This is a genomic window from Pseudooceanicola algae (assembly GCF_003590145.2).
In the GTDB taxonomy this organism is placed as follows: Bacteria; Pseudomonadota; Alphaproteobacteria; order Rhodobacterales; family Rhodobacteraceae; genus Pseudooceanicola; species Pseudooceanicola algae.
In genome coordinates this window covers 1,364,526-1,386,689 of sequence record NZ_CP060436.1, presented here as the reverse complement: position 1 = coordinate 1,386,689, position 22,164 = coordinate 1,364,526, and the positions used below count along the sequence as shown (strand labels likewise).

22 protein-coding genes and 1 tRNA gene are annotated in these 22,164 nt (G+C 64.4%); 14 read left to right on the top strand and 9 right to left on the bottom strand.

What is annotated here, in order from left to right; translation table 11 throughout:
• The 3 genes from PSAL_RS06585 to PSAL_RS06575 form a co-directional block, all read right to left on the bottom strand.
• Positions 1-2,088, bottom strand: a complete 2,088-nt coding sequence (locus PSAL_RS06585) for a capsular polysaccharide biosynthesis protein (protein ID WP_119840704.1) — start codon at positions 2,086-2,088, stop codon at positions 1-3.
• Between the two features lie 16 nt (positions 2,089-2,104).
• Positions 2,105-3,229, bottom strand: a complete 1,125-nt coding sequence (locus PSAL_RS06580; RefSeq protein WP_456239197.1) for a polysaccharide biosynthesis/export family protein — start codon at positions 3,227-3,229, stop codon at positions 2,105-2,107.
• A gap of 102 nt (positions 3,230-3,331) precedes the next feature.
• The gene (locus PSAL_RS06575; RefSeq protein WP_231388636.1) at positions 3,332-4,612 is read right to left on the bottom strand and encodes a capsule biosynthesis protein; all 1,281 of its coding nucleotides are present in this window, start codon (positions 4,610-4,612) and stop codon (positions 3,332-3,334) included.
• Positions 4,613-4,878: 266 nt separating this feature from the next.
• Between PSAL_RS06575 and PSAL_RS06570 the strand changes: the two genes are divergently transcribed.
• From PSAL_RS06570 to PSAL_RS06545, 6 genes are all read left to right on the top strand, one after another.
• Positions 4,879-5,469, top strand: a complete 591-nt coding sequence (locus PSAL_RS06570) for a riboflavin synthase (RefSeq protein WP_119840701.1) — start codon at positions 4,879-4,881, stop codon at positions 5,467-5,469.
• 85 nt (positions 5,470-5,554) lie between these two features.
• Positions 5,555-6,136: a hypothetical protein gene (locus PSAL_RS06565; protein WP_119840700.1), complete on the top strand. Its 582-nt coding sequence runs from the start codon at positions 5,555-5,557 to the stop codon at positions 6,134-6,136.
• Between the two features lie 138 nt (positions 6,137-6,274).
• Positions 6,275-7,405 (top strand): 3,4-dihydroxy-2-butanone-4-phosphate synthase, encoded by a 1,131-nt coding sequence (ribB, locus tag PSAL_RS06560; RefSeq protein ID WP_119840738.1) that lies wholly within the window; start codon positions 6,275-6,277, stop codon positions 7,403-7,405.
• A 3-nt stretch (positions 7,406-7,408) separates the two neighbouring features.
• On the top strand, positions 7,409-7,951 hold the full coding sequence (locus tag PSAL_RS06555; protein ID WP_119840699.1) for a 6,7-dimethyl-8-ribityllumazine synthase: 543 nt from the start codon (positions 7,409-7,411) through the stop codon (positions 7,949-7,951).
• A 31-nt stretch (positions 7,952-7,982) separates the two neighbouring features.
• Positions 7,983-8,474 (top strand): transcription antitermination factor NusB, encoded by a 492-nt coding sequence (gene nusB, locus PSAL_RS06550; protein WP_119840698.1) that lies wholly within the window; start codon positions 7,983-7,985, stop codon positions 8,472-8,474.
• A gap of 256 nt (positions 8,475-8,730) precedes the next feature.
• Positions 8,731-9,042 carry a hypothetical protein gene (locus PSAL_RS06545; RefSeq protein ID WP_119840697.1) on the top strand — a complete coding sequence of 104 codons (312 nt, stop codon included), beginning with the start codon at positions 8,731-8,733 and terminating at the stop codon, positions 9,040-9,042.
• 404 nt (positions 9,043-9,446) lie between these two features.
• On the opposite strand, the gene PSAL_RS06540 is transcribed toward PSAL_RS06545, so the two are convergent.
• Together PSAL_RS06540 and PSAL_RS06535 are read right to left on the bottom strand one after the other, a co-directional pair.
• Entirely contained in the window at positions 9,447-10,214 is a 768-nt protein-coding gene (locus PSAL_RS06540; RefSeq protein ID WP_231388635.1) for a COG3904 family protein, read from the bottom strand.
• Positions 10,211-11,590: an AAA family ATPase gene (locus PSAL_RS06535; RefSeq protein ID WP_231388676.1), complete on the bottom strand. Its 1,380-nt coding sequence runs from the start codon at positions 11,588-11,590 to the stop codon at positions 10,211-10,213. The genes PSAL_RS06540 and PSAL_RS06535 overlap by 4 nt, the downstream gene beginning before the upstream one ends.
• A 224-nt stretch (positions 11,591-11,814) precedes the next feature.
• Between PSAL_RS06535 and PSAL_RS06530 the strand changes: the two genes are divergently transcribed.
• Positions 11,815-12,270 carry an MmcB family DNA repair protein gene (locus PSAL_RS06530; RefSeq protein ID WP_119840696.1) on the top strand — a complete coding sequence of 152 codons (456 nt, stop codon included), beginning with the start codon at positions 11,815-11,817 and terminating at the stop codon, positions 12,268-12,270.
• Here PSAL_RS06530 and PSAL_RS06525 read toward each other — a convergent pair.
• On the bottom strand, positions 12,267-12,467 hold the full coding sequence (locus PSAL_RS06525) for a DUF6324 family protein (protein ID WP_119840695.1): 201 nt from the start codon (positions 12,465-12,467) through the stop codon (positions 12,267-12,269). The genes PSAL_RS06530 and PSAL_RS06525 overlap by 4 nt on opposite strands.
• A 187-nt stretch (positions 12,468-12,654) precedes the next feature.
• On the opposite strand from PSAL_RS06525, the gene PSAL_RS06520 reads away from it, so the two are divergent.
• From PSAL_RS06520 to PSAL_RS06505, 4 genes are all read left to right on the top strand, one after another.
• A tRNA-His gene (locus PSAL_RS06520) sits at positions 12,655-12,731 on the top strand.
• A 322-nt stretch (positions 12,732-13,053) separates the two neighbouring features.
• A complete protein-coding gene (locus PSAL_RS06515) occupies positions 13,054-13,611 on the top strand; it encodes a HupA family protein (protein ID WP_119840694.1) in 558 nt (185 codons plus the stop codon).
• A gap of 88 nt (positions 13,612-13,699) precedes the next feature.
• Positions 13,700-14,947, top strand: a complete 1,248-nt coding sequence (locus PSAL_RS06510) for a surface lipoprotein assembly modifier (RefSeq protein ID WP_119840693.1) — start codon at positions 13,700-13,702, stop codon at positions 14,945-14,947.
• A gap of 212 nt (positions 14,948-15,159) precedes the next feature.
• The gene (locus tag PSAL_RS06505) at positions 15,160-16,257 is read left to right on the top strand and encodes a LuxR C-terminal-related transcriptional regulator (protein ID WP_119840692.1); all 1,098 of its coding nucleotides are present in this window, start codon (positions 15,160-15,162) and stop codon (positions 16,255-16,257) included.
• A gap of 33 nt (positions 16,258-16,290) precedes the next feature.
• On the opposite strand, the gene PSAL_RS06500 is transcribed toward PSAL_RS06505, so the two are convergent.
• Positions 16,291-16,587 carry a DUF6476 family protein gene (locus PSAL_RS06500; protein WP_119840691.1) on the bottom strand — a complete coding sequence of 99 codons (297 nt, stop codon included), beginning with the start codon at positions 16,585-16,587 and terminating at the stop codon, positions 16,291-16,293.
• Here PSAL_RS06500 and PSAL_RS06495 point away from each other — a divergent pair.
• The 3 genes from PSAL_RS06495 (at position 16,586) to PSAL_RS06485 (ending at position 19,889) form a co-directional block, all read left to right on the top strand.
• On the top strand, positions 16,586-17,617 hold the full coding sequence (locus PSAL_RS06495; RefSeq protein ID WP_119840690.1) for an RluA family pseudouridine synthase: 1,032 nt from the start codon (positions 16,586-16,588) through the stop codon (positions 17,615-17,617). The two genes, PSAL_RS06500 and PSAL_RS06495, sit on opposite strands and share 2 nt — an antisense overlap.
• 284 nt (positions 17,618-17,901) lie before the next feature.
• A complete protein-coding gene (gene rpoH / locus PSAL_RS06490) occupies positions 17,902-18,798 on the top strand; it encodes an RNA polymerase sigma factor RpoH (RefSeq protein ID WP_119840689.1) in 897 nt (298 codons plus the stop codon).
• Between the two features lie 98 nt (positions 18,799-18,896).
• Positions 18,897-19,889, top strand: a complete 993-nt coding sequence (locus PSAL_RS06485) for a Gfo/Idh/MocA family protein (RefSeq protein ID WP_119840688.1) — start codon at positions 18,897-18,899, stop codon at positions 19,887-19,889.
• On the opposite strand, the gene PSAL_RS06480 is transcribed toward PSAL_RS06485, so the two are convergent.
• Positions 19,878-20,135 (bottom strand): hypothetical protein, encoded by a 258-nt coding sequence (locus tag PSAL_RS06480; protein ID WP_119840687.1) that lies wholly within the window; start codon positions 20,133-20,135, stop codon positions 19,878-19,880. The genes PSAL_RS06485 and PSAL_RS06480 overlap by 12 nt on opposite strands.
• Positions 20,136-20,142: 7 nt before the next feature.
• On the bottom strand, positions 20,143-21,996 hold the full coding sequence (locus PSAL_RS06475) for a M3 family oligoendopeptidase (protein ID WP_119840686.1): 1,854 nt from the start codon (positions 21,994-21,996) through the stop codon (positions 20,143-20,145).
• Between the last annotated feature and the right edge of the window lie 168 nt (positions 21,997-22,164).

The following is a 22,164-nucleotide window of genomic DNA, read 5'->3' as shown; positions in this document are numbered from 1 at the left end:
CTACCCTCGGCGCCAGAGGCCCGGGCGCGAGGCCAACACCCCCTGGGTCTTTGCCAACAGGCGCAGGGCAGGTCCCCGGCGACCTGTCTTGCCGCTGGCCAGCCGATCCAGAACCGTTTCGACCGGACATGCCAAACCGCTGACCGGATCGCGATAGCGTGGGTAATCGATCAGCACCGCATGGGCCAGGCTTTCCAGCGACAGGCTTCCGGAAGGTCCCTGCACAAGCGCGGCCCGACGCGGGATCGACGCGCCGAGGTCGCGGGTCAGTCCCCAACCCGCGTAGAAGGGCCGGCCGGTCACGGTGATGGGCAGGCCGCGGATCAGCGCCTCGAACCCCAGGCCTGAGGTCATGGTCCATACCTCCTGCACCTCGGCCAGAAGCGCGCCGGTATCCGTGTCGCTCAGCACCATGTCGGCCCAGTCGCCGGGGCGGTCTACCGCGCCGGGGCGCAAGCCGGCTTCGACGTCCGGATGGGGCTTGAACAGGATCACGGCGCCCGGATTGGCCTGCCGCACACGGCGCAGCAACGCGGCATTGGTGGCGATCTGTCCGGCGCCGAACCGGATCGAGGCATCGTCTTCGACCTGACCCGGCACCAGAATGCGCTGCCCTTGTGGCAGATCCGGGGGCGGGCCGCCGGTATTGTACTTGGTCAGCCCGTCGCGGATCAGCCGGTCGATCACCGCACGGATGCGGACCAGTTGATCGGGGCGCAGAACGGCGCGATCCGCGATCAAGCGCTCCAGCCGGCTTTCGCGGTTCGGATCGTAGTGCACGCCAAGATCGTCAAGCACCAGCGACAGCGGCGGCACCAGTTCGGCGCCAAGCCCGCGCGAGCGCAGGAAGCCGTCCTCGACCCGTGTGACCGGTGCCTCGCTTGGCCCCCAGTGGAGCGTTCGGCGGGCTGTCTCCCTCTCGAAGGTCATCCGCTTTGTACCGCCGAAGAAGGCCTGGAAATGCCCCCGCTTCCACAGGCGGATGTTGTCGCCGTTCCAGCCCTGGTGATCCTCGCGCCAGGCGCGGGCCCGGGCGGCAAGGCCCTCGACCGCCTCTTCGGGGCTGCAAAGCCGGTCCCGTGCGGGGTCATACCACAGCGGGTAAAGGATCAGGGCCCCGGCCACCAGTTGCGCGCGGCCGAGCAGTCGGTTGCGGCGCGTCAGCGGGCTTGGGTGGCGATCATCGCTCAGCCCCCAGCCGGCGTAGAAGGGCCGGCCGAAGACCTGCGGGCGGTGGCCCGCCAGGATCGCCTCGAACCCCATCTGGGAGGTCACGCAATAAATCGCATGGGCGCCGCGCATCAGGTCCCGGGGACTTATGGGCGCGCTGTGCCGGATAACGCCGGGGATGTCGTCGAAATGACCGGGGCGCAGGCCGGCGGCGGTTTCGGGGTGACCGCGCAGCAGGATGTCACGGCCCGGATGTTCGGCACGGGCGGCGGCGAGCATGGTCGTGAAGGTCCCGGCATCCGCGCCGCCCAGCCGTATCGAAGCATCGCCGCGGGTCTGGTCGATGACCAGCACATAGCCGGGCGCCGGCAGGTCGCCCGCGCCGGGATCTCCGGCGGGCAGGGTGGCGGCGTATTTCGACAGATGGGCGTCTTGAAGGCGGGCGCAAAGGCCTTCTGCGCGGGCCAGCAGTGCAGGGTCGTCCAGAGGATGGTCGCGCAGCAGTGTTTCCAGGTCAGACGGGCCGGTGGCGTCGAAATGGCAGCCCTGCCGCGCCAGGGTCAGCCCCACGGGGGGATCCCCTGCCGAGCCCCTGGCCCGCCCCGGAAACAGCGAGCGCAGGAAGCTGTCTTCGATGCGCAGCAGCTTGGCTCCGGTTCGCTTGGCCAGCGCTTCGGCCCGCCGGGCCGAGGGCGCATGGCCCCAGACCGCCACCAGATCGCCGGGACCGGGCTTGCCGAGCGTGACGCGGTAGCCCGCCAGTCGCAGCATCCGGCGCAGGGGCGCCTGGGTCAGGAAGCCGGCCGAGCGGACATGCAGGGGAATCAGGGCCCCGGTGCCACGTCCGTCGCGCCCCCAGGGGCCGCCTTCAGGCAAGACGGCCTCTGGCGGGGCGGGGGCGCGCGGGGGCTTGGACATGGCCCGGTCCCGGCGGTTACAGGCTGGAGATCGACCCGGCGGTTGCCAGGGATCCGAAGATTGCCGAGATGGCCTTGTCCCACTGGGTGAAGGGCGCTTCGGTCACGTAGACGAGGTCTCCGTCCCGCATCTTGAAATCGCGTGCGGTGAACAACCCGTTGGGCTCGGTCAGGTTCAGGACGTAGACCATGTTCTGCTCGCCCGTGGTGGCCTGACCCAGCACGGCCTGGGCGACGGCCTGATCTTCCTTGCGCAGGATGAAGATGCCGGTCGGATCGGCGGCGTTGGTGCGCAGGCCACCGGCCTGTGCCAGGGCTTCGATCGCGGTCAGGTCCGGGCTTTGGAAGCGGATCACCGATTGCGCGCCAATGGCGCCGAGCACGGTGAATTCGCGTTCGTCCTCCTTGATGTTGATGCGGTCGCCATCGCGCAGGGCGATGTCGTAGTCGGGGATTTCAAAGATATCCTCGTACCAGATCGCCGAGCGCTGGTTGCTGCGCAGGATGGTGACGATGGCGGTCTGCGGATCGATTAGTACACCGCCCGAGGCCGCGATCATCGACGACAGGGTGCGGGTCGGTCGTTCGATCGGATAGACCCCCTGCGCACCGACGGACCCGGTGATGGTCACCGTGGCCCCGTCGCCGGAATCGCGCCGCACTTCGACCTGCGGTTCGGGGGTCTGTTCCTGCAGTTTCTCGGTGATGATCCGGCGGATGGCTTCGGGGGTATTTCCGGCTGCCTCGATACGGCCGGCATAGGGAACGAAGATGAAGCCGTCCCCATCCACCTGCACGCCGGTAAGCTGCGTGGCGTTCAGGCCTTCGCCCACAAGCAGGCCGTCATCGACATTTTCCCAGATGGTCAGGCTCAGGATGTCGCCGGGGCGGATCGTGTCCGGGCCGAGAACGTCGACATTGCGGAACCCGCTGGAAAACCCGAGCGCCGGCGTGGTGTCCGTGACCTTGGCGATGCGGCTGTCGACGGCAACGATATGGGCATTGCCCTGTTCCAGGGTGGAACCGGAATAGATCTGGTCCTTGTTCGGCCCAACCTGAGGTAGTGCCGCGCAGGACGCCAGCAGCAAAGTCGTGGCGAGCATCGTCGCGGACTTGACCCAAGCGGTTCTGGAATTTGTCAATGTAATCTCTCCCTTGCAGGACGTAGCCGGCCTGGGGCGGCGCGCCACTGACTGTATCCTGTCAGAGCGTCGTCGTCTTGACTAGTGTGCTGCTTGCTCTTGTCAGGGTAGAAGCCGCAATTGTTGGCGTGGCGCGGCTTTGCCTGATTTGAGGGCGTCGTAGGGGTCTTCCGGGGCCAGCATCATGTCGACGATCTGACGCAAAAGCTGGCGGCGTGCGCGGGCGGAATAGAACCCTCCGGCGACCTGGCTGGTTTCCAGAAGATAGCGCCGGTAATCGCCATAGGCCTGACGGTCGGGCCGCAGCGCCCCGGCAAAGAAGTCCGGCAGGGGTTGGGTCGAGATGAATTCCGGCTTGTTGTAGACCGCAGCCCCGAAGCTGCGCAACGGGATGCCGCGATACAGCACCTGCTGTCCGGAGGTGGAATTCACCGTGACCGCGCTTCGGGTATCGGCCAGCAATTGCGCCAACTTGCCCCCGCGCAGGAAATGCACCCGCCCGGTCAACCCGACCTGCCGGGTCAGGCGGCGGATGTCGCGGCGCAGGCCGGCGCCGCCGTCGTCCAGCGGATGGGTCTTGATGACAAGGTGATGGTGTTGCGGTGCGCCTGCCGCAAAGGCCTGCAGCACCTCGGTCAGGAACTCCATCGAAGTGGCAAAGGGCGAATGCATCTGGAACGAGGAATCGTGATCCAGTTGCAGCAGCGCCAGGTGATAGGGAAAGCGCCCCCTTCGGATGCGCCAGGAGGCGATGCGCCGCTCCGCCCCGCTGACCGGCATGAGCAGCAGACCCTTCAGATAGCCCAGGAATTCCCGGCTGACGGGCACTCCGCGATGCGGCGGAAGCGCGCCGTAGCGGCGATTGGCGACCATGACGAAGAAATGGTAGAGCGCGCCATAGAAGATATGCTGGCGCATGTCGCCCCACCGCGCAGGGGATACAGGGGGTTCGGCCGCAGTACTGGCCAGCACCGCGCGCATGTCCGGCACCTGCATCTGCATCAGGCGGGAATTCCCGTTGGAACCATCCCGTTCATAGCTGACCCAATAGGGCCGCAGATAACCTTCTTCGAAGACGTGGATACCCAGACCCCGTTCGCGGGCACAGGCAAGGGCGCGGGCGTGAATGGGGCGGGAATCGCCATAAAGGACGATGTCCGTGACGGATTTGTCTTCAAGGATGCCGATCAGGGTGGCGTCCCAGTCCTCTAACGGGCCGGGAAAGGGGATGTAGCTGTCCTTCTGGCCCCAGAACATGGCATCCCCGGTATTGAACCCCACGCGCCAGGCGTCGGCACCGGCCAGGCGCAGCACATGGGCAAGCTGGCGGAAATAGGGGCCATGGGGCCCTTGAAGGAACAGAAACACACGTTTCGTCGTCAATTCATGCCGCCTTTCGCCTCTTTCCTGCGGGATTGCTCCCGGTTTCGTCTTGTCACGGCGCGACCTGACGTGTCCCGGTACCATCCGGTCTGACTGCGCTTCATGGGCGTCGCAGGGCCTGTTCCATGCCGGGCGCCGTGCCGCGCGGGACCCCGGCGCGGCAGGATCACTATTTCGTACCGGATACTTACAGAAGGTAAAGCCCGCTTGCGACCCGCATGCATTGACGCTAGGCCAGAGGAAATGAAAATGCGACGGGGCTTTCCATGTTCACCGGAATTGTCACTGATATCGGCACCATCCGCCGTCTGGACCAGCAGGGCGATCTGCGGGCCGAGATCGAGTGCAGCTATGACATCGACGGTATCGACCTTGGCGCCTCGATCTGCTGCGACGGGGTCTGCCTGACGGTGGTCGAACTGGGCACCGACTGGTTCGCGGTCGAAATTAGTGCCGAGACCCTGTCCAAGACCAGTCTTGGCGGCTGGTCCGATGGCAAGCAGATCAACCTGGAACGCGCCCTGAAGGTCGGGGATGAACTGGGCGGGCATATCGTCTCGGGTCATGTCGATGGCCTCGCCGAGGTGATCTCGATGGAGCAGGACGGTGACAGCACCCGCGTGCGGTTCCGCGCGCCCAAAGATCTGGCGCGTTTCATCGCCCCCAAAGGGTCCGTCGCGCTGAACGGCACCTCGCTGACGGTGAACGAGGTTCAGGGGGCGGTCTTTGGCGTCAACCTGATCCCGCATACCAAGATCGCCACGACCTGGGGGCTGGTGAAGACCGGCGACCAGATCAACCTGGAAGTCGATACCATGGCGCGCTACGTCGCCCGCCTGCAAGAGACCGCGATCTGAGCGGGCCGGGGCCAGGCATGCGCCGCTTGCGCACCGCCCGTTTGCCGGCTGGTCCCTTGCGCAGATGACCTCTCTGAAGGACGGCATGGCCGACAAACCCCTGCATGGCATGGGCCACAACCTTGGCCCCTCGATGGATCCCGGGCACGCCTGGCGCGTGCACCAATGGACAAAGGCGCGTCAGCAGCACTCTGAGGCCCACCTGCCGGTCGAACTGGTACGTCTGCGGATCGCGCGGGCCCGCGAACTGGGGCTGAGATATCGTGACTACGCCGCGATCCGGGCCGTCTCGGGGCGTGATATCGCGGGCTACCTGATTTCCTCGAACGCGCTCGGGGTCTATGCCCATCATACTGCCCCGCAGGAGGGCACGGTCGAGCGGCTCGAAGGCCTGCGCCATGTGCGCCGTATCGGTCTGGCCCTGCCACCGCTGCGCCCCGAGGCGCTTCTGGACGGGGTGGCCGGCCTGGATGCGGTCTTTGCCGCCCCGCCGCTGCTTGGGGCGTTCCCGCGGATGCGCGATGCCCTGGCGCGGGCGGGCTGCGGGCTGCCACCGGCGGGACTGGTGCTGATTTCGGGCCATGCGCTGGAACGCGACTGGGTCGCTGCAGGCCGCCTGGGCGGCGCTTTGGGGGCAGAGGCCCTTTTCCCGGCCAGTGCATGTTGAACGCGGCGCCGCGGGCGCGGTGCTGTGCCGCGCGCCGATGGGGCCGATGCACAGAGGCTGTCCGACGATGCACGCCCCGTCGGACTGGCTTTCCAAATCCGCCTGCGGTATCTGCTCGGGCAACACGAGGATCATACCATGCCCAATGACAATACATTTGAACAGCCGGGACCCGTCGAGCAAAGCTGGTCCGATGCGATTTCCTCGGTCGAGGACATCATCGAGGACGCCCGCAACGGCCGCATGTTCATTCTGGTCGATCACGAAAGCCGTGAAAACGAAGGCGATCTGGTGATCCCGGCGCAGATGGCAACGCCTGAGGCGATCAACTTCATGGCGACCCACGGGCGGGGCCTGATCTGCCTGTCCCTGACCGGCGACCGTGTCGACCAGTTGGGCCTGCCGCTGATGTCGTCGCAGAATTCGTCGCGCCACGAGACCAATTTCACCGTGTCCATCGAGGCCCGCGAAGGGGTTTCCACCGGGATTTCGGCCCATGACCGGGCGCGGACCGTGGCCGTGGCCATCGATGGGGGCAAGGGCGCGGCCGACATCGCGACGCCGGGCCACGTCTTTCCGCTGCGCTCGCGCACCGGCGGCGTGTTGGTGCGCGCCGGGCATACCGAAGCGGCTGTCGATGTGTCGCGGTTGGCCGGGCTGAACCCCTCGGGCGTGATCTGCGAGATCATGAACGAGGACGGCACCATGTCGCGCCTGCCCGAACTGATCGCCTTCGCGCAATTGCACGGGCTGAAGATCGGCACGATTTCGGATCTGATCGCCTATCGCCGCCGCTACGACAATCTGGTGCGGATCGAAAAGGAATGCAGCATCAACACAGAATTCGGCGGGGACTGGGATCTGCGGATCTATGTCGACGAAACCCAGGGGGCCGAACATATCGTGCTGAGCAAGGGCGATATCTCGACCCCGGAACCGGTGCTGGTGCGGATGCATGCGCTGGACCCGATGAAGGACGTGATTGGCGCGGGCCCGGCAGGGCGGGCGGATGAGTTCCGCGATGCGATGATGGCGGTGGCCGACGAAGGTCGCGGCGTTGTCGTGCTGCTGCGCGATCTGCACATGAAGCTGGTGACGGCAGGCGAGGTATCGCCCCACACCCTGCGCCAATACGGGCTGGGGGCCCAGATCCTGTCTTCGCTCGGGCTGTCACAGCTGATCCTGTTGACCAATTCGCCGCAACCCACCGTTGTCGGGCTGGAGGCCTACGGGCTGGAAATCACCGGCACCCGCCGGATCGGAGACTGAGACATGGCTGCCAATGAACTTCATTATTCCCTGCCGCGCGGCAGCCTCGACAAGCCCGCGAAGGTCCTGATCGTCGTCGCGCCATATTACCGGGACGTGGCCGATCAGCTGATCGAAGGCGCCAGTGCCGAAATCGACGCCTGGGGCGCCACGCAGGAGCTGATCGAAGTGCCCGGCGCGCTCGAGGTGCCCTCGGCGATCGCCATCGCCGGGCGGATGTCGAATTTCGACGCCTATGTCGCGCTTGGCTGCGTGATCCGGGGCGAGACGACCCATTACGACACGGTCTGCAACGACAGTTCGCGCGCGCTGACCCTGATGGGCCTGCAGGGCTTCTGCATCGGCAATGGCATCCTGACGGTCGAGACCCGCGAACAGGCGCTGGTACGCGCCCGTGTGGCGGATCAGAACAAAGGTGCGGGCGCGGCCGCTGCGGCCTTGCATCTTCTGGCGCTTTCGCGCAAATGGGGCGCTCCGAAAAGCGGCGTGGGCTTTCGTCCCGCCACTGAGGAATACCGCCTTGCCGGGGGAAGCACCCCTGCGTAAGGCCCCACCTTCGTGACCCGATAGGCCAGTAATGAGCGACGAACCCCAGATCCCGCAGCCCCTTTCGGGCAACCAGAAGCGCAAGATGCGCTCGGCGTCGCGTCTTTATGCCGTGCAGGCGCTGTTCCAGATGGAAGCCTCCGGTCAGACGGTCGAGAAGATCCAGGTGGAATTCGAAGATCACCGTTTCGGCGCCACCTATGACGAGGGTGAATTTGCCGAAGGCGATGTGACCTTGTTCCGCATGATCCTTGGCGAAGCCGTCAGTTGGCAGGCCCGGATCGACCAGATGACCGACCGCGCGCTGGTGGCGAAATGGCCGATCGCCCGGATCGACCCGACCCTGCGGGCGCTGTTCCGCGCCGCCGGGGCCGAGCTTCTGCAAGGCGATGCCCCGCCCAAGGTGGTGATCGTGGAATATGTCGGCGTTGCCCAGGCCTTCTTCCCGGAAACGAAAGAGCCGGCCTTCGTCAATGCCGTGCTCGACCACATGGCCCGCGAGGCCAAGCCCGAAGCCTTCTGATCGGGGCGGGGTGACCGGGGCAGAATTTGCCCGTTTTCAGCGAATTTCTGTGACTTTCTCGGTGTTTCGGCAGGGCAGACAGCCCCGCCGACCCCTTCACGTAAAAGGTGTCGCAACGTAATCCAACCTGCGACAAGGCGCATCAGACGCAAAGGGATGACATCTGCGCGTTACAGACTATCCTAGGGGCATTCTCTGGCGCGACGTCCGGAATCACTTCGGATAGCTGGCCAGAGGTCATCTGCGGGAGGTCCCGATGCCAAAGCTCGTCCGTCTCTACATCACCCAGATCGCCATCGGCTTCGCGATTTCAGCGCTGTTCACCGTGGCGCTGATCGGTTTCGACGTGGCTGGGCTGCGTCACCTGGTGCTGGAAACCCGCGACGGACCCCTGGCGGCCTTCATGATATTCTTCTTCAACGGCATCGTCTTTGGCGGCGTCCAGTTCGCGATTGCCGTCATGGCGCTGCGCGACGATGGCACCCCGCGCAGCGGGCTGCGCGAGATGACCCATGAACTTCTGCCGGTCCGGGTGGAAACCAAGTCCGAAAACAAGCGCCGCTTCTGATCGCAGGCTGGTTGGTCCGGGCGTCGGTATAGCCGCGCCCAGGGCTTCTTCGCAGAAGGTGCTGGCGCGAAAGCAGGCGGGGCTGCCTTGCAGAGGCACCCGCTGTCATCGCGCGGCAGTGCACCTGCCTGATGGTGTCGGCCGTATTCGGGTGGGGAAAGTGGCGGGCCCGCACGCGGCCGTTTGGTTAGTGCATTCCCGAGGACCTGTTGTACAGGTGGGCGCCAGATAACCGGACCAGGGCCCGGACAGAGCCAGCTCCCTCGGATTTGCTTAAGGCCACTGGAATGTAACCGTTCACGAGAAGGGCAGAACCCGCCTCGACTGCATCTAGGGCTTTGCATGGCGCAGGGCAAGGGGCGGGGGTGGTTTCGGCGAAATCTCCCCCGCCTCTGGATGGGGCCTTAGCCGTCCTCATCAGGGGTCAGCAACGCATAGGTTTCCAGCTCATCCCGCGACAGCAGATAGATCTGGTCCGGCGGGGTCAGCAGGCCGTGGCTCATCAGCATGGGGTCGACGCCCATATCCTGAAGGTAGCGCATCACCTGGCCCTGTCCGCGCTGGATATCCTTGACGGCGGTGAAGGCGGGCAACAGCGTATTTTCCCCGAAATAATGCTGGTGCACACCGATGCGGGCGCCCGTATCGGCGCTGCGGGTCACGCCGGAGGCCAGCAGGTAGGGGCAGGCAGACAGGCAGATGTCGCGTGCGCCCATGTCGGTGGACAGCCCCGCGTCGCGGATCACCCGGCCCAGTTGCAACGCCTCGGCGACCGCGCCGCCGGGCGAGTTCAGGAACAGGGTGTCGGGGGCCTGCGCGGCGGTCTCGGGTTGCAGGCGCTCGGTCAGTTGGGCCGCGATCCGCTCCGCGTCGCCTTCGGCGATCCGTCCGGTAAGACGCCAGGCCCCGGTCAATTCCTCCAGCACCAGCCTGTCGGGCATGGGGCCAGATGGGCCGGGGCCGGTGACAGGCATTTCGGCGGGGTCGTATTTGCGGGTCTGGTCGCCGGGGCTGACCGGCAGGTCGAACCCTGGCGCGGCGGGGCCGCGACTGGGCAGCGAAAACCCACGCCCGAGATCCCCGAAGAACAGCAGCAGGCCAAGCACCAGCTGAAACAGCAGCACCCCGGCCATGATGCGCCCGATATTGCGCCCTTCCTTGCTGGCGCTCACGAGCTTGCCTCGTTGCCACTGCCACTGCCACTGCCACTGCCTGCGCCAGTGCCAGAGCGGTTGCCAGGGCCAGTGTCTCTTTCTCTGGTCTCCGGTGCCTCCGGCGCGCTTGGGTCAGGGCGCAGGGGCGGCTCTGACGGCGCGGGCGGCTGCGGGGCAGGCGGGTAGGCGGCTTCGGCCCGCGCACTTTGCCGCCCTTCGATCAGGGCGGCATCCACATCGCGCGCGGCGGCCAGCGCGGCCCGCAGGTCGGCGATGGTCATCCGTTCCTCGATCGGGGCGGTATCGCGCCCGGCGCGGATCGCGCTTTGCGTCACCGCAAGGATCAGCACCAGCACCGCCGGCAGCAGGTCGATGGCAATCGCCCCGGCCCAGGAGGGGATGAAGTTCCCGGCATACCGGATCACCGCATCCGCCGAGGAGATCGGCGTATAGGTGGTTTCCTCGGCCGGTTGCATCGCCATGACCTCTTGCGCGGCGGTGTCGAGGGTGGCGGCGCGCTGCACCAGAACGTCAAGGACCGAAGTGATGGTAGCGCCCTGAGTACCGCGCATTTCCTCTGTCGTCCCGTCCAGTTCGGGCAGTACGACCGAAGCCGACAGATCCTGCGCGGCGCGGGCGACCAGAGGGGCGACGCTCAGCTGGCGCAGTTCTGCAAGGATACCTGCCAGGCGCACGGCCTTTTCGCTGAACTCGACCGACCGGGCCTCGACCGGGCCGGGTTCGACCGTCAGGGCGCGCATCTCGCTCAGCAGGCGGTTGCCTTCGGTGAAGGCGCTGTCGACCAGCGGCGCCTGTTCGGCGATCTGGGCCTGAAGCGCGGTCAGCTCCTGACTTTTCTGTCGCAGCACGCGAAAGACCGCGCCACGTCCGGCAAGACCCGACAGCCCGCCCGCCGCCTCCTGTTCGCTGAGATCGGCAAAGCTTTGTTGCGCGCGGGCCACGTCGCGTTCCAGACCTTGCGCCGACAGGGCGATCTCATGGGTGCGCTCCAGCGCCTCCTGATAGTCCTGCACGGTCTCGGCAAGGTGCTGTTCGACGGCGGCCCCGCCGGCCAGCGCGGCGGCATTCAGCCAGGACGACATGGCGACGATGGCCAGCGACCCCAGCCCCATGGCTCCCAGCAGCCCGACCCGGGCGCGCGCGGTCTGCATCGCGGGAAACAGCCGGATCATGTAGGACCAGAAGACGAAGATCCCGGTCGAGACCGCCACCGAATAGGCGATGGCCGCGAAGACCAGCATGGCGCCGTCCCCGTCCAGCAGCGAGGATACGCCGAGGTAGGTATAGATCCCCGAGGCGACTGAAAGCACGCCAAGGGCCGTGCCGGTGAAGGTTTCGAGAAACCCCAGGTGCCCTTCCAGTTCCCGCGCCATCCGGGCCCCGGGGGCCCCGCGCCTGTTGCCTGCGGTCGCGGCGTCATGGTCTTGCCGGGCATTGCTGTCCTGATCGCTCAAGTCGGTTTCTCCTCCTCTGTCACTCTGGTGCGGTCCTGGAACCGGACCGGGCCGGATTTAGGTCCGTCGGGGTAAAAGATAGGGGTTCTGGCGGCAAACACCATGTGTCTTGCCTTTGTTCGCGGAATGTTCAGAATGTGCCCATGCCGATTACCACCCTTGTTCCCGACCCCGCCGCGCCGCAACCGGGCCAGTTGCTGGCCCGCGGCGTCTGCCGAATGCTGATCACCCATGGCTTTGCCAGCCTCGAGGAATTTGTCCCCGAGCGCGGCAAGCGCATGGATGTGCTGGGCCTTGGCCCGAAAGGCGAAATCTGGTGCGTGGAGTGCAAGAGCTCGCGCGCGGATTTCCTGTCCGACGGTAAATGGCAGGGCTATCTTGACTGGTGCGACCGCTTTTTCTGGGCCGTGGATGCGGATTTCCCGCTGGATCTGCTGCCCGGGGGCACCGGCCTGATCCTGGCCGACAGCTACGGCGGTGAAATCATCCGCATGCCGGACGAAAGCAAGCTGGCCGGGGCGCGGCGCAAGGCGCTGACGCTGAAGTTTGCCCGCGACGCGGCCCGCCGGCTGCAGGGCTGGCGCGACCCGAGGGTCTAGCGCCGCTTCTTGCCGCCCGCGCTTCTTGCCGCCTGCGCGGCGGCACGGATTTCCTCGGCGATCTCTTCGGCTTCTTCGGGTTCGAAATCCATCGGGATCTCGATGCCGGTGGCTTCGATGAAAAGTCGAACCATGCCCGCATCGGTGGGGCCGATCTGCAGGTTGGCTTCGATTTCGCGTTCTGTGTCGATTCCCATTGCGCATTCTCCCAGAGTGATCGGATTGCGCTACAACCTGGCGCGGGTTTTTTCAAGTCGTGCCATGCCGGCGCGCCGGAACCACCCCGGCGCCGCGCCGCTTGGCCGGGCAAGTCGCAGGACTGTCATTTTTCGCCAAGGGACCTCTTGCAATCGTCGGGCGGCCTCGGTAAGTGAGCCCCCAAGTGCCGCCTTAGCTCAGTTGGTTAGAGCGCTGGATTGTGGATCCAGAGGTCTCCCGTTCAAACCGGGAAGGCGGTACCATCTCCCCCCCCCATCGGATTTTCAGAAACGCATGGCGGTTCCCTTGAGGCCGCTTCCGATGCTGGGGGCGCCTGGTTCGCGCGGCCCGGTTCCCCAAAGCTTCGGGAGGCGGCGCGACGGCATCATGACATCCCAAAGCGCGGCCGACCGCGATACGGCGACCTGGCCTTGCCGAGGGAGGGGGCGCTGTGCCGTGGCAGGTCAGTGGGCCTTCGTCTACCTATGACTTTCCATAGGTTGTTCCAATTTCCGAGCGATGGAAGACTTCCGGTGTATCTAGGACGACCTCACCCGGAGGTTGCATAGCCATAGGAATTTGAAGATGCGGAATTTCTCCATTGCGGCCCTTTCGGTTGTCACGCTCGGCCTCGCGGCTTGTTCTTCCAGCGATGATGATATGTCGGAGGTCGACCTGCCGGCCAAGTATGATTATCTTGAAGGCTTCGTGGCAGCGGTCGAAGACGACTCCCTTGCCCATGCCGATGCCGGGATGATGACGGGCACCGCGACCTTGTCCGGTGCGCTGGAAGTCAGCGATGTCGGTGAAGGTCTGGCCGCCTTGGGCGATCTCGATCTTTCGGCGGATTTCACCAGCGGGACCCTGACGGGATCTGTCACCGATGTCGGCCTCTACGATGAGGACACGCAGGAGCTGGACACCAGCCTTGCCGGGGCGCTGAACGTGGCAGGCACGATTTCGGGCAGCGGCCTTGCGGCCACCGCGATCGGGACGCTCAGCGACGATGAAGACCACGCGCTCGATCTGCATCTGGACGGCAGCTTCTATGATTACGAAGGTGATCTGGCGACCTATGGCGATGTCACCGGCACCATCGACGGCGAGGATGTCGAGGGGGGCTTTGCGGCCATCGAAGACTGATCCCCTGATCCCGCAACCCATCGCGTGCCGCCATCCCCAATCCGGCGGCACGCGATTTTCAGCGAAGTCCTTTTGAATAGACCCGAGCATGTTGCGTATATTTTTCGCCTGGTGTCAGTCCCCGCACCGCATGCTCGTGGTCATTTTACTGGCGATTTTTCCGCTGGGTGTTCTGGCCGAGGACGGCAAGACGCCTTTCGAGGTCTTCAGCGATCTCATGCAACTGGGGCAGGCGTCCCTGTCCGAAGGTGACCCGAAACAGGGCGAAGCCTATTTCAGTCAGGCCTTGCGCCTTGCGCCAGGCAGCCTTCGGGCGCAACTTTCCCTGGCCGAGGCCTTTGCCCGCCAGAAGCAGGTCCGCCGGGCCGAAGCCTATCTGCGCCATCTGCTGTTGGATCCTGCACGACGCGCCAATTCCGCGGCCTACCTTGCGGCCATCCGCATCTTGCAGGACCGCTATCCGGTCACCGGTGCCGGCAGCTTTGCGATCCTGCCCAGTACGAATGTCGCGAACGCTTCATCCAGCCCCTATTTCGACACGTTGCTCGGCCGGTTCACGATTGAAAATGGTGGCAATGCGGTCTCCGGTATCGGGGTCGAGGTGAGCGGGCAGGGCAGCTATCGATTTGCGCTCGACGATGGGCTGTCCCTGGAACTTGGCGGCGCGGTTTCCCATACATGGTACGATGCCCCCGAACTGCGGCTCTGGCAGGGCCGGGTGACTGTGGACATAAGGCGTTTGACGCCCGTCGGCGAAAGCCGGGTAGGGCTGCATTACGACCGGACATTCTATCCCGATATTGCCCGGTCCAGCCCGGATCGCACGGCGACGGGGGTGCATGGCAGCTGGTCATGGGTGCTGGACGCGCGAAACAGGATTGCCGTCTACGGCCTGACGGAATTTCGCGACTACCTGAACCGACCCAGTTTCACCGGCCCCTTCGGCAAGGTCGGCCTGAACTGGTCCAGGCGTATCGGAGACAGCGGCACCCTGACCCTTGGGGCTTCGGTCGAGCGGCTGCGCCCCCGGCTGGATTACCATCGGTATTGGGGGGGGGATCTTCGGGCCGGTTATGAACAGAACCTGACGCGGACCCTGCGGGGCGGGCTGAGCATGCGGGCCAGTTTTCGGCAATACGACACGGATTTTGCCGCCGTGAACTTCAGCCGCAAGGATGTGGTCTATCGACCGGGCCTGTCACTGTCCGACAGTCGCATCAAGGTGATGGGGGGCACCCCGAAATTGTCCTGTGAATACCAGATTCAGAACTCCAACATCGCGCTTTACACGATGTCTTCCGTGAATTGCCGTATCGGATGGTCCTACCGGTTCTGACCGGAGGTTTCCGCGCTCTGTCTCGTCTTTTCGCTTCGGTGCCGGGCGGGCTGGTCGCCGTGCCATGCCTGTCGGGCGCGACGAGGCAAGCGCCTGGCTGGCATAAATGATTGAAAACTTGACTTTGGCAGGGATAAGGTGAGGTCCCGACCTTTGAATGCCAGACGTCTGGCGGTGGCTGAGACGCCCTGAAGACACGAGCTATCGAACGCATGACCCTATCGCTTTCGCACCACGAAATCTACGACGCGGCGCTGGATGACGACCTGTTCCAATTGCTTCCTCTCCGCATGGCCGGAGAGATGCAGGTGCCCTCGGCCATGTTCTTCTGGATCCATCCGGGCGATGTGCAAGAGGTCTCGGCCGGCACCCAGCCCGAGGCCAATTCGCACTACGAGGAATTCCTGCGTCAGGATCTCTGGATGGCCGAGGTCAAGGATGAGCGTATGGGGATCGGGGCTTTCCGGCTGACTGATTACGTCTCGCCGAAGGTGTTCGAGAAAAGCGCGATGTACAATGATTACATCGTCGAGAACCGGCTTGAACGGTATTGGTGCCTCGGGATGGTTCAGGGTACCCGCGACGGCATGGTCGTCAGCGCCTTTCACAAGGGAAAGAGCGCCGGGGACTTTTCCGACGCCCAGTTGAAATACGTCAATCGCCATGCCCGCGATCTTGGCCGGCTGCATGCCATTCGCCGGGAATTGGTGCGCAACAATATCCGCGCGATTGCCGATGCGGACCGGACCTTGGCCGACGACGTGCCGATCTTCGAACTGGATCACGACTGCCGGCTGCTGCGGGTCAATGGCATGGGGGAAAAGCTGTTGATGCTGCATCCCCTCCTCAGATTGCAGTCCGACGGCGTGCTGAGCATCGGCGGGCCGGTGCTGAAGGCTTTTCGCCAATCCGTCGGCCGTGCAACGCGCGAAAAGGAATGTACGGCCGGGTGTCTGGACCTGGCGCAGCAGCGCGCTGCGGATGGTCGGATCCTGCCGGGGCTGCGGCTGAACTTTTTACCGCGCTACGAAGGTGGCCGCCGCGTGCTGGTCATTGTCACCACGCGGGAAGAGGTCGGCCTGCGGGCGAGCTTCGAGACCCCCGAAGACCAGATCCGGCTGACCAGGCGGGAATGCGACATCCTGAATGGCTTGATCCGGGGGCGCCGCCGGGACCAGTTGGCCCACGACCTTGGAGTGTCCGTGCCGACGGTGGATTTCCACAGCAACAGCCTGCGCCGCAAGATGGGCGCGCGGACCTTGCCGGAGGTGATCGCGATTGCCTTCAGGCTGGGCCTTGTCCGGCCCTGAACCGGGTTTCGCAGGTTACGGGCCTGGCGCTGTCTACTGCGCGATATCGATCTCCTGGCGCAGCTTGCCGCTGTCGGCATCGAAAATCAGGATGCGCTGGTCCTTCGTCACGACGGCGAACCAGCCGCTGCCCATGGTCACGGCCTCGGCGGTGACGCCATCGGGCAGGGAAATCTGCGCGGGCAGGGCCGGGGCGGGGCTTTGCGCAAAGCGGATGACAATCAGGCCGACCAGGCTTAGAAGGCCGAAGATCATCACCAACATAAGCGCGGTCACCAGCCGCCGCAACAGCCGCAAATTCGCCGGTTCCGCCTCTGGATTATCTTGCATGCCTCTTAACGTCCTTACCGTCACGATCTCGGAAGATCCGCCCGCCCGCCTTGATAAGGCGCTTTCCCGCGATGTGCCAGAGCAGGCCTCCCTGTCGCGCACCCGCCTTGCGCGGCTGATCGGGGACGGGCAGGTGACGCGGAACGGCGCGGTGCTGAGCGATCCAAAGGCGCGGGTGGCCGAGGGGGACGTGATCGAGATCACGCTGCCCGAAGCCACCGAGATCGAGACCCTGGCCCAGAACATCCCGCTCGACATCGCCTACGAGGACGACGAGCTGATCGTGGTCAACAAGCCCGCCGGCATGGTGGTGCATCCGGCGCCGGGATCGCCTTCGGGGACCTTGGTGAACGCGCTGCTGGCCCATTGCGGCGATACCCTGTCGGGGATCGGGGGCGAAAAACGCCCCGGCATCGTGCACCGCATCGACAAGGAAACCTCCGGCCTGCTGGTGGTCGCGAAATCCGACCGCGCCCACCATGCCCTTGCTGCCCAGTTCGAGGCGCATACCGCCGAGCGCGCCTATCTTGCGCTGTGCCACGGGGTGCCCGATCCTGGCGATCCACGCCTGCGTGGCATCAAGGGGACGTCGTTCGAGCCGGGCGGGGTGCTCAAGATCACCACGCTGCTGGGGCGCCACCGCAGCGACCGCCAGAAACAGGCGGTCAGCTTTACCCAGGGGCGCCATTCGGTGACCCGTTCCCGGTCGCTTGACCGTTTCGGGACGCCTCCGGCGCTGGCGCTGCTGGAATGTCGGCTGGAAACCGGGCGCACCCACCAGATCCGTGTCCATATGGCCCATGCCGGTCATGCGCTGGTCGGTGACCCTGTCTATGGCGGGCGGCGCAAGGCCTCGGCCAGGGCGCTTGGCGCCGATGTGGCCGCTTTGGTCGATGCATTCCCGCGCCAGGCCCTGCATGCCGCCACCCTGGGTTTCGTGCATCCGGTGACGGGCGAGGCGCTGCGCTTTGATGCAAACCTGCCTTCCGACATGGCCGCGTTGATCAAAAGCCTGCCGCGCAGCGCGTGACGTTGTTTGCGCTAACCCTGCGCATTCGCTCACTTAAACCAAAAAGCGCGGGCCGTTGTGCAAATGTGCAGGGTCTCTGTCCTTGTGCCGGTGCCGCCTGAGGGCGTATTCCTGTCTTGCGGCCCGCGGCGACATCTTGCTGGTCTCGTGAAATCGCCGCGACGGAAAACAGTACAGCATTCGTTAAATGAACCATGGCAAGTGCTTGAAAGCATTTTCCACCACACCTATCTTTATGTTAACGGTCTTTACATGAAGGCCATATACAGGGGAAGGACGAGGAATTGAGCAATTACAAGAACCTCCCTGCGCCGACGCCCGAAGGTGGGCTGAACCGCTACATGCAGGAGATCCGCAAGTTCCCCATGCTTGAACCGGAGCAGGAATACATGCTCGCCAAGCGTTGGGTCGAGGATCAGGATACCGCGGCCGCACACAAGCTGGTCACCTCTCACCTGCGGCTCGCCGCCAAGATCGCCATGGGCTATCGAGGCTATGGTCTGCCGCAGGCCGAAGTGATTTCCGAGGCCAATGTCGGTCTGATGCAGGCGGTCAAGCGTTTCGACCCCGAAAAGGGTTTCCGCCTGGCGACATATGCCATGTGGTGGATCCGCGCCTCGATCCAGGAATACATCTTGCGGTCCTGGAGCCTGGTGAAACTTGGCACGACCTCGGGTCAGAAAAAGCTGTTCTTCAACCTGCGCAAGGCCAAGGCCCGTATCGGCGCGCTGGAAGAAGGCGACCTGCATCCCGACAACGTCAAGCGCATCGCCACCGACCTTGGCGTGACCGAGGCCGAGGTGATTTCGATGAACCGCCGCATGGCGGGGTCCGATGCCTCGTTGAATGCCACCGTCGGGTCGGATGCCGACAGCACGATGCAATGGCAGGACTGGCTGGAAGACGACAATGCCGACCAGGCCACGGATTACGAGGAGCGCGACGAGCTGGACGCACGCCGTGCGATGCTGGCTGAGGCAATGGATGTGCTGAACGAGCGCGAGAAGGACATCCTGACCCAACGCCGTCTGTCCGAGGAAACCGTGACATTGGAAGACCTGAGTTCGCGCTACGAGGTCAGCCGCGAACGCATCCGCCAGATCGAGGTCCGCGCCTTTGAAAAATTGCAAAGCCGGATGCGCGAATTGGCCGATGACAAGGGCATGGTTGCCTCGGCCTGATAGAAGCCGGGTCAGGGCCATCTGACCGGATCGGTTTGCGCTTGGTGACAAGCCTGCCTAAGCTCCCTTGCGACGCCGTTTCGCAAGGGAGCTTTTTCATGGCCAATCCGACTCCGATCCGCTGGGGCATTCTGGGCGCTGCAAATTTCGCACTGGGCGCCATGGCACCGGCAATCCACGCCGCCAGGGGGGCGGAGCTTGTCGCCGTCGCTTCCAGCGCCGCGGCCAAGGTCGCACCATTTCAGGCCTTTTCCCCGGCGACGCGCTATGTCGAAAGCTATGAGGCGTTGTTGGCCGATCCGGGTATCGACGCGGTCTATATTCCGCTGCCCAACCATCTTCATGTTGAATGGGCGGGAAAGGCGCTGCGCGCGGGCAAGCATGTGTTGTGCGAGAAACCGATCGCGATGAAGGCAGCCGAGATTGATGATCTTATCGCCCTGCGTGACGAAACCGGCAAGCTGATCTCCGAAGCCTTCATGATTGTGCACCACCCCCAATGGGCCCGCGTGCGCGCCTTGTTGCAAGATGGTGCGATAGGTGAGCTTCGCCATGTAAGCGCCGAATTTACCTATATGAATGATGATATGGGGGATATCAGGAACCGCCCTGAAACCGGTGGTGGCGGATTGCGGGACGTGGGCGTTTATACCTTTGGCTCGGTTCGCCATGCCACCGGGGCGGAGCCGATCCGTCTGGCCCATACCAAGGCCGAGACGGTCAATGGCGTCGACACCTATTCCTACAACGTTTTTGATTTCGATGGGTTTTCCCTGTCGTCCCTGGTCAGCACGCGGATGGGGCGGCGTCAATCGCTTCGTTTCCATGGAGCGGACGGGGAAATCGCGCTGCCGAGCCCCTTCAATCCGGGGCTTTTTGCCCAGTCCGAGGTGCATCTGATACGCCCCGACAAGACGGTTCTCAGCGAGCGGTTCAACGGTATGGATCAATATGTGCTGCAGGTCGAAGCCTTCGGCGCGGCGATCCGGGGGCAGGCGGAATGGCCCTGGCCGCTGGAGAAGGCGAAGGGCACGCAAGCCATGATCGACGATGCAATCGCGTCACTTGATGCAGCAGTTTCAGGGACTTGATGGCGTATCTTCAAGTGGTTTCGGGCGCGGGGCAGAGCGCGCCCGAAGCGACTTTACATCCATGACAATCAGCGCGACGCCTAGCGGGATCATCCAGAACCCGAGGATCGGCAGGAACCCGAAGATCCCGCCGATCACCAGCAGGACCCCGGCCGGGCCGCGATAGCCCGGCGGGATGCGTCGGCGCAGCCTGACCAGCCCGCGCCGTAATCGTGATCTGACCGTGCGGCGCGGGGTCTCGGTCAAGGGCTGCTCAGTTTTCCATGGCTTCAAGTTCGTCGATGAAGCCTTCGATCATCGACAGTCCCTTGTCCCAGAAGGCCGGGTCGGTGGCATCCAGACCGAAGGGCGCCAGAAGCTCCTTGTGGTGCTTAGACCCTCCGGCCTTCAGCATGTCGAAGTACTTGTCCTGGAAACCTGCGGGCTGGTCTTCGTAAACGGCATAGAGCGCGTTTACAAGGCTGTCACCGAAGGCATAGGCGTAGACATAGAAGGGTGAATGCACGAAGTGCGGGACATAGGCCCAGTAGGTCTCGTAGCCATCCATGAAATCGAAGGCCGGGCCCAGGCTTTCGGCCTGCACGGACATCCAGATCGCGTTGATATCCTCGGGGGTCAGTTCGCCGCCGCGCCGGGCCTCGTGCAGCTTGCATTCAAAGTCGTAGAAGGCGATCTGGCGCACGACCGTGTTGATCATGTCCTCGACCTTGGCGGCGAGCATGGTCTTGCGTTCCGCTTGGGTCTCGGCCTTGGCCAGCAGGGCGCGGAAGGTCAGCATCTCGCCAAAGACCGATGCCGTTTCGGCCAGGGTCAGCGGGGTCGAAGACAGCATTTCGCCTTGCCCGGCAGCCAGCACCTGGTGCACGCCGTGGCCCAGTTCATGCGCCAGGGTCATCACGTCCCGCGGTTTGCCGAGGTAGTTCAGCATCACGTAGGGATGGACCTCTGTCACCGTGGGGTGGGCAAAGGCACCGGGGGCCTTGCCCGGCTTCACGGCAGCGTCGATCCAGCCCTTGTCGAAGAAGGGCTGCGCGATCTCGGCCATCCTGGGCGAAAAGCCCGCATAGGCGGAGAGCACGGTTTCCTGCGCCTCTTCCCAACCGATGGCCCGTTGGTCGCCGCCGGGCAGCGGAGCGTTGCGGTCCCAGACCTGCATTCGGTCCAGCCCGAGCCACTTGCGCTTCAGCTCGTAATACCGGTGGCTGAGGCGGGGATAGGCGTTCACGACAGCATTGCGCAGGGCCTCGACCACCTCGGGTTCGACGTGGTTCGACAGGTGGCGACCGGTCTGGGCGTTCGGCATGCCGCGCCAGCGATCGATGACCTCCTTCTCCTTGGCCTGCGTGTTGTGAACGCGGGCAAAGGTGCGCAGGTTGTCGGCCATGACACGAGCGACTTCGCGGGCCGCTGCCTCGCGCGTATCGCGGTCGTGGTCCTGGAACAGGGTCAGGATGGATTCGATGCCCATTTCGTCGCCGTCGACGTAAAAGCTGAGCCCGGCCATGGTTTCATCGAACAGCTTCTGCCAGGCATCCCCGACCACGCCGAGGTCATGCAGGAATTTTTCCAGCTCATCGGACAGTTGATAGGGCTTCATGGCGCGGATGCGGTCGAAAACCGGTTTGTAACGTGCCAGTTCGGCGTTTTCGGCGAAAAGACCGTCCAGATGGTCGTCGGGCAGGCGGTTCAGTTCCAGCGTGAAGAAGACCAACGGAGTGGTAAAGGTGGTGATCCGATCCTGCATGTCGGACATGAACTTGACCCGGTCCCCGGCGGTGGTCAGCTGGTAATAGCGCAGGCCGGCGTAGGACATGATGCGCCCGGCGATGGCGTCGATGCGCTCGTTGCGCTTGACGCAATCAAGAAAGGCCTCGGCGCCAAGATCGGCCAGCTTGCCTTCGTAATCCTCGGCAAAGCTGCGGCAGGCCTCTTCCAGCCAGTCCAGATCGCGCTTCATCTCGGGCGCGTCGGGGGCGGCGTAAAGGTCGGTCAGATCCCATTCGGGCAGGGCGCCGAAGGGGCTGGCGTCGTCGCCGCCACCTGCATTGGCATCCCGGACCGGAAGGGCCCGATCCTGAAGGGGCAGGGCGCGGGCGGTCAGTGTCATGGGTCGCATGGATACTCCGATCAAGTCATTCCGGGTCTTGGACATAGGCCCTGACCGGTCATCCAGCAAGGGCGGCAGGCCAATCTGCCTGCCAAGTGCCTTGTCATCGGCCCGAGAATGGCCAAGCTGCGCCGCATACCTATGGCCGAAGTGATGAAGGAGACATCA

What these genes read in the sequence shown, in the direction of transcription:
- nusB (WP_119840698.1), top strand. Translation starts at nt 7,983, where the DNA reads ATGAGCGACGAACCCCAGATCCCGCAGCCCCTTTCGGGCAACCAGAAG.
- PSAL_RS06495 (WP_119840690.1), top strand. Translation starts at nt 16,586, where the DNA reads ATGCCTCTTAACGTCCTTACCGTCACGATCTCGGAAGATCCGCCCGCC.
- PSAL_RS06475 (WP_119840686.1), bottom strand. Translation starts at nt 21,996, where the DNA reads ATGACACTGACCGCCCGCGCCCTGCCCCTTCAGGATCGGGCCCTTCCG.
- PSAL_RS06585 (WP_119840704.1), bottom strand. Translation starts at nt 2,088, where the DNA reads ATGTCCAAGCCCCCGCGCGCCCCCGCCCCGCCAGAGGCCGTCTTGCCT.
- PSAL_RS06525 (WP_119840695.1), bottom strand. Translation starts at nt 12,467, where the DNA reads ATGGGAATCGACACAGAACGCGAAATCGAAGCCAACCTGCAGATCGGC.
- PSAL_RS06505 (WP_119840692.1), top strand. Translation starts at nt 15,160, where the DNA reads ATGACCCTATCGCTTTCGCACCACGAAATCTACGACGCGGCGCTGGAT.
- PSAL_RS06510 (WP_119840693.1), top strand. Translation starts at nt 13,700, where the DNA reads ATGTTGCGTATATTTTTCGCCTGGTGTCAGTCCCCGCACCGCATGCTC.
- PSAL_RS06570 (WP_119840701.1), top strand. Translation starts at nt 4,879, where the DNA reads ATGTTCACCGGAATTGTCACTGATATCGGCACCATCCGCCGTCTGGAC.
- PSAL_RS06555 (WP_119840699.1), top strand. Translation starts at nt 7,409, where the DNA reads ATGGCTGCCAATGAACTTCATTATTCCCTGCCGCGCGGCAGCCTCGAC.
- ribB (WP_119840738.1), top strand. Translation starts at nt 6,275, where the DNA reads ATGCCCAATGACAATACATTTGAACAGCCGGGACCCGTCGAGCAAAGC.
- PSAL_RS06545 (WP_119840697.1), top strand. Translation starts at nt 8,731, where the DNA reads ATGCCAAAGCTCGTCCGTCTCTACATCACCCAGATCGCCATCGGCTTC.
- PSAL_RS06565 (WP_119840700.1), top strand. Translation starts at nt 5,555, where the DNA reads ATGGCCGACAAACCCCTGCATGGCATGGGCCACAACCTTGGCCCCTCG.
- PSAL_RS06500 (WP_119840691.1), bottom strand. Translation starts at nt 16,587, where the DNA reads ATGCAAGATAATCCAGAGGCGGAACCGGCGAATTTGCGGCTGTTGCGG.
- PSAL_RS06530 (WP_119840696.1), top strand. Translation starts at nt 11,815, where the DNA reads ATGCCGATTACCACCCTTGTTCCCGACCCCGCCGCGCCGCAACCGGGC.
- PSAL_RS06515 (WP_119840694.1), top strand. Translation starts at nt 13,054, where the DNA reads ATGCGGAATTTCTCCATTGCGGCCCTTTCGGTTGTCACGCTCGGCCTC.
- PSAL_RS06535 (WP_231388676.1), bottom strand. Translation starts at nt 11,590, where the DNA reads ATGGCGCGGGAACTGGAAGGGCACCTGGGGTTTCTCGAAACCTTCACC.
- PSAL_RS06485 (WP_119840688.1), top strand. Translation starts at nt 18,897, where the DNA reads ATGGCCAATCCGACTCCGATCCGCTGGGGCATTCTGGGCGCTGCAAAT.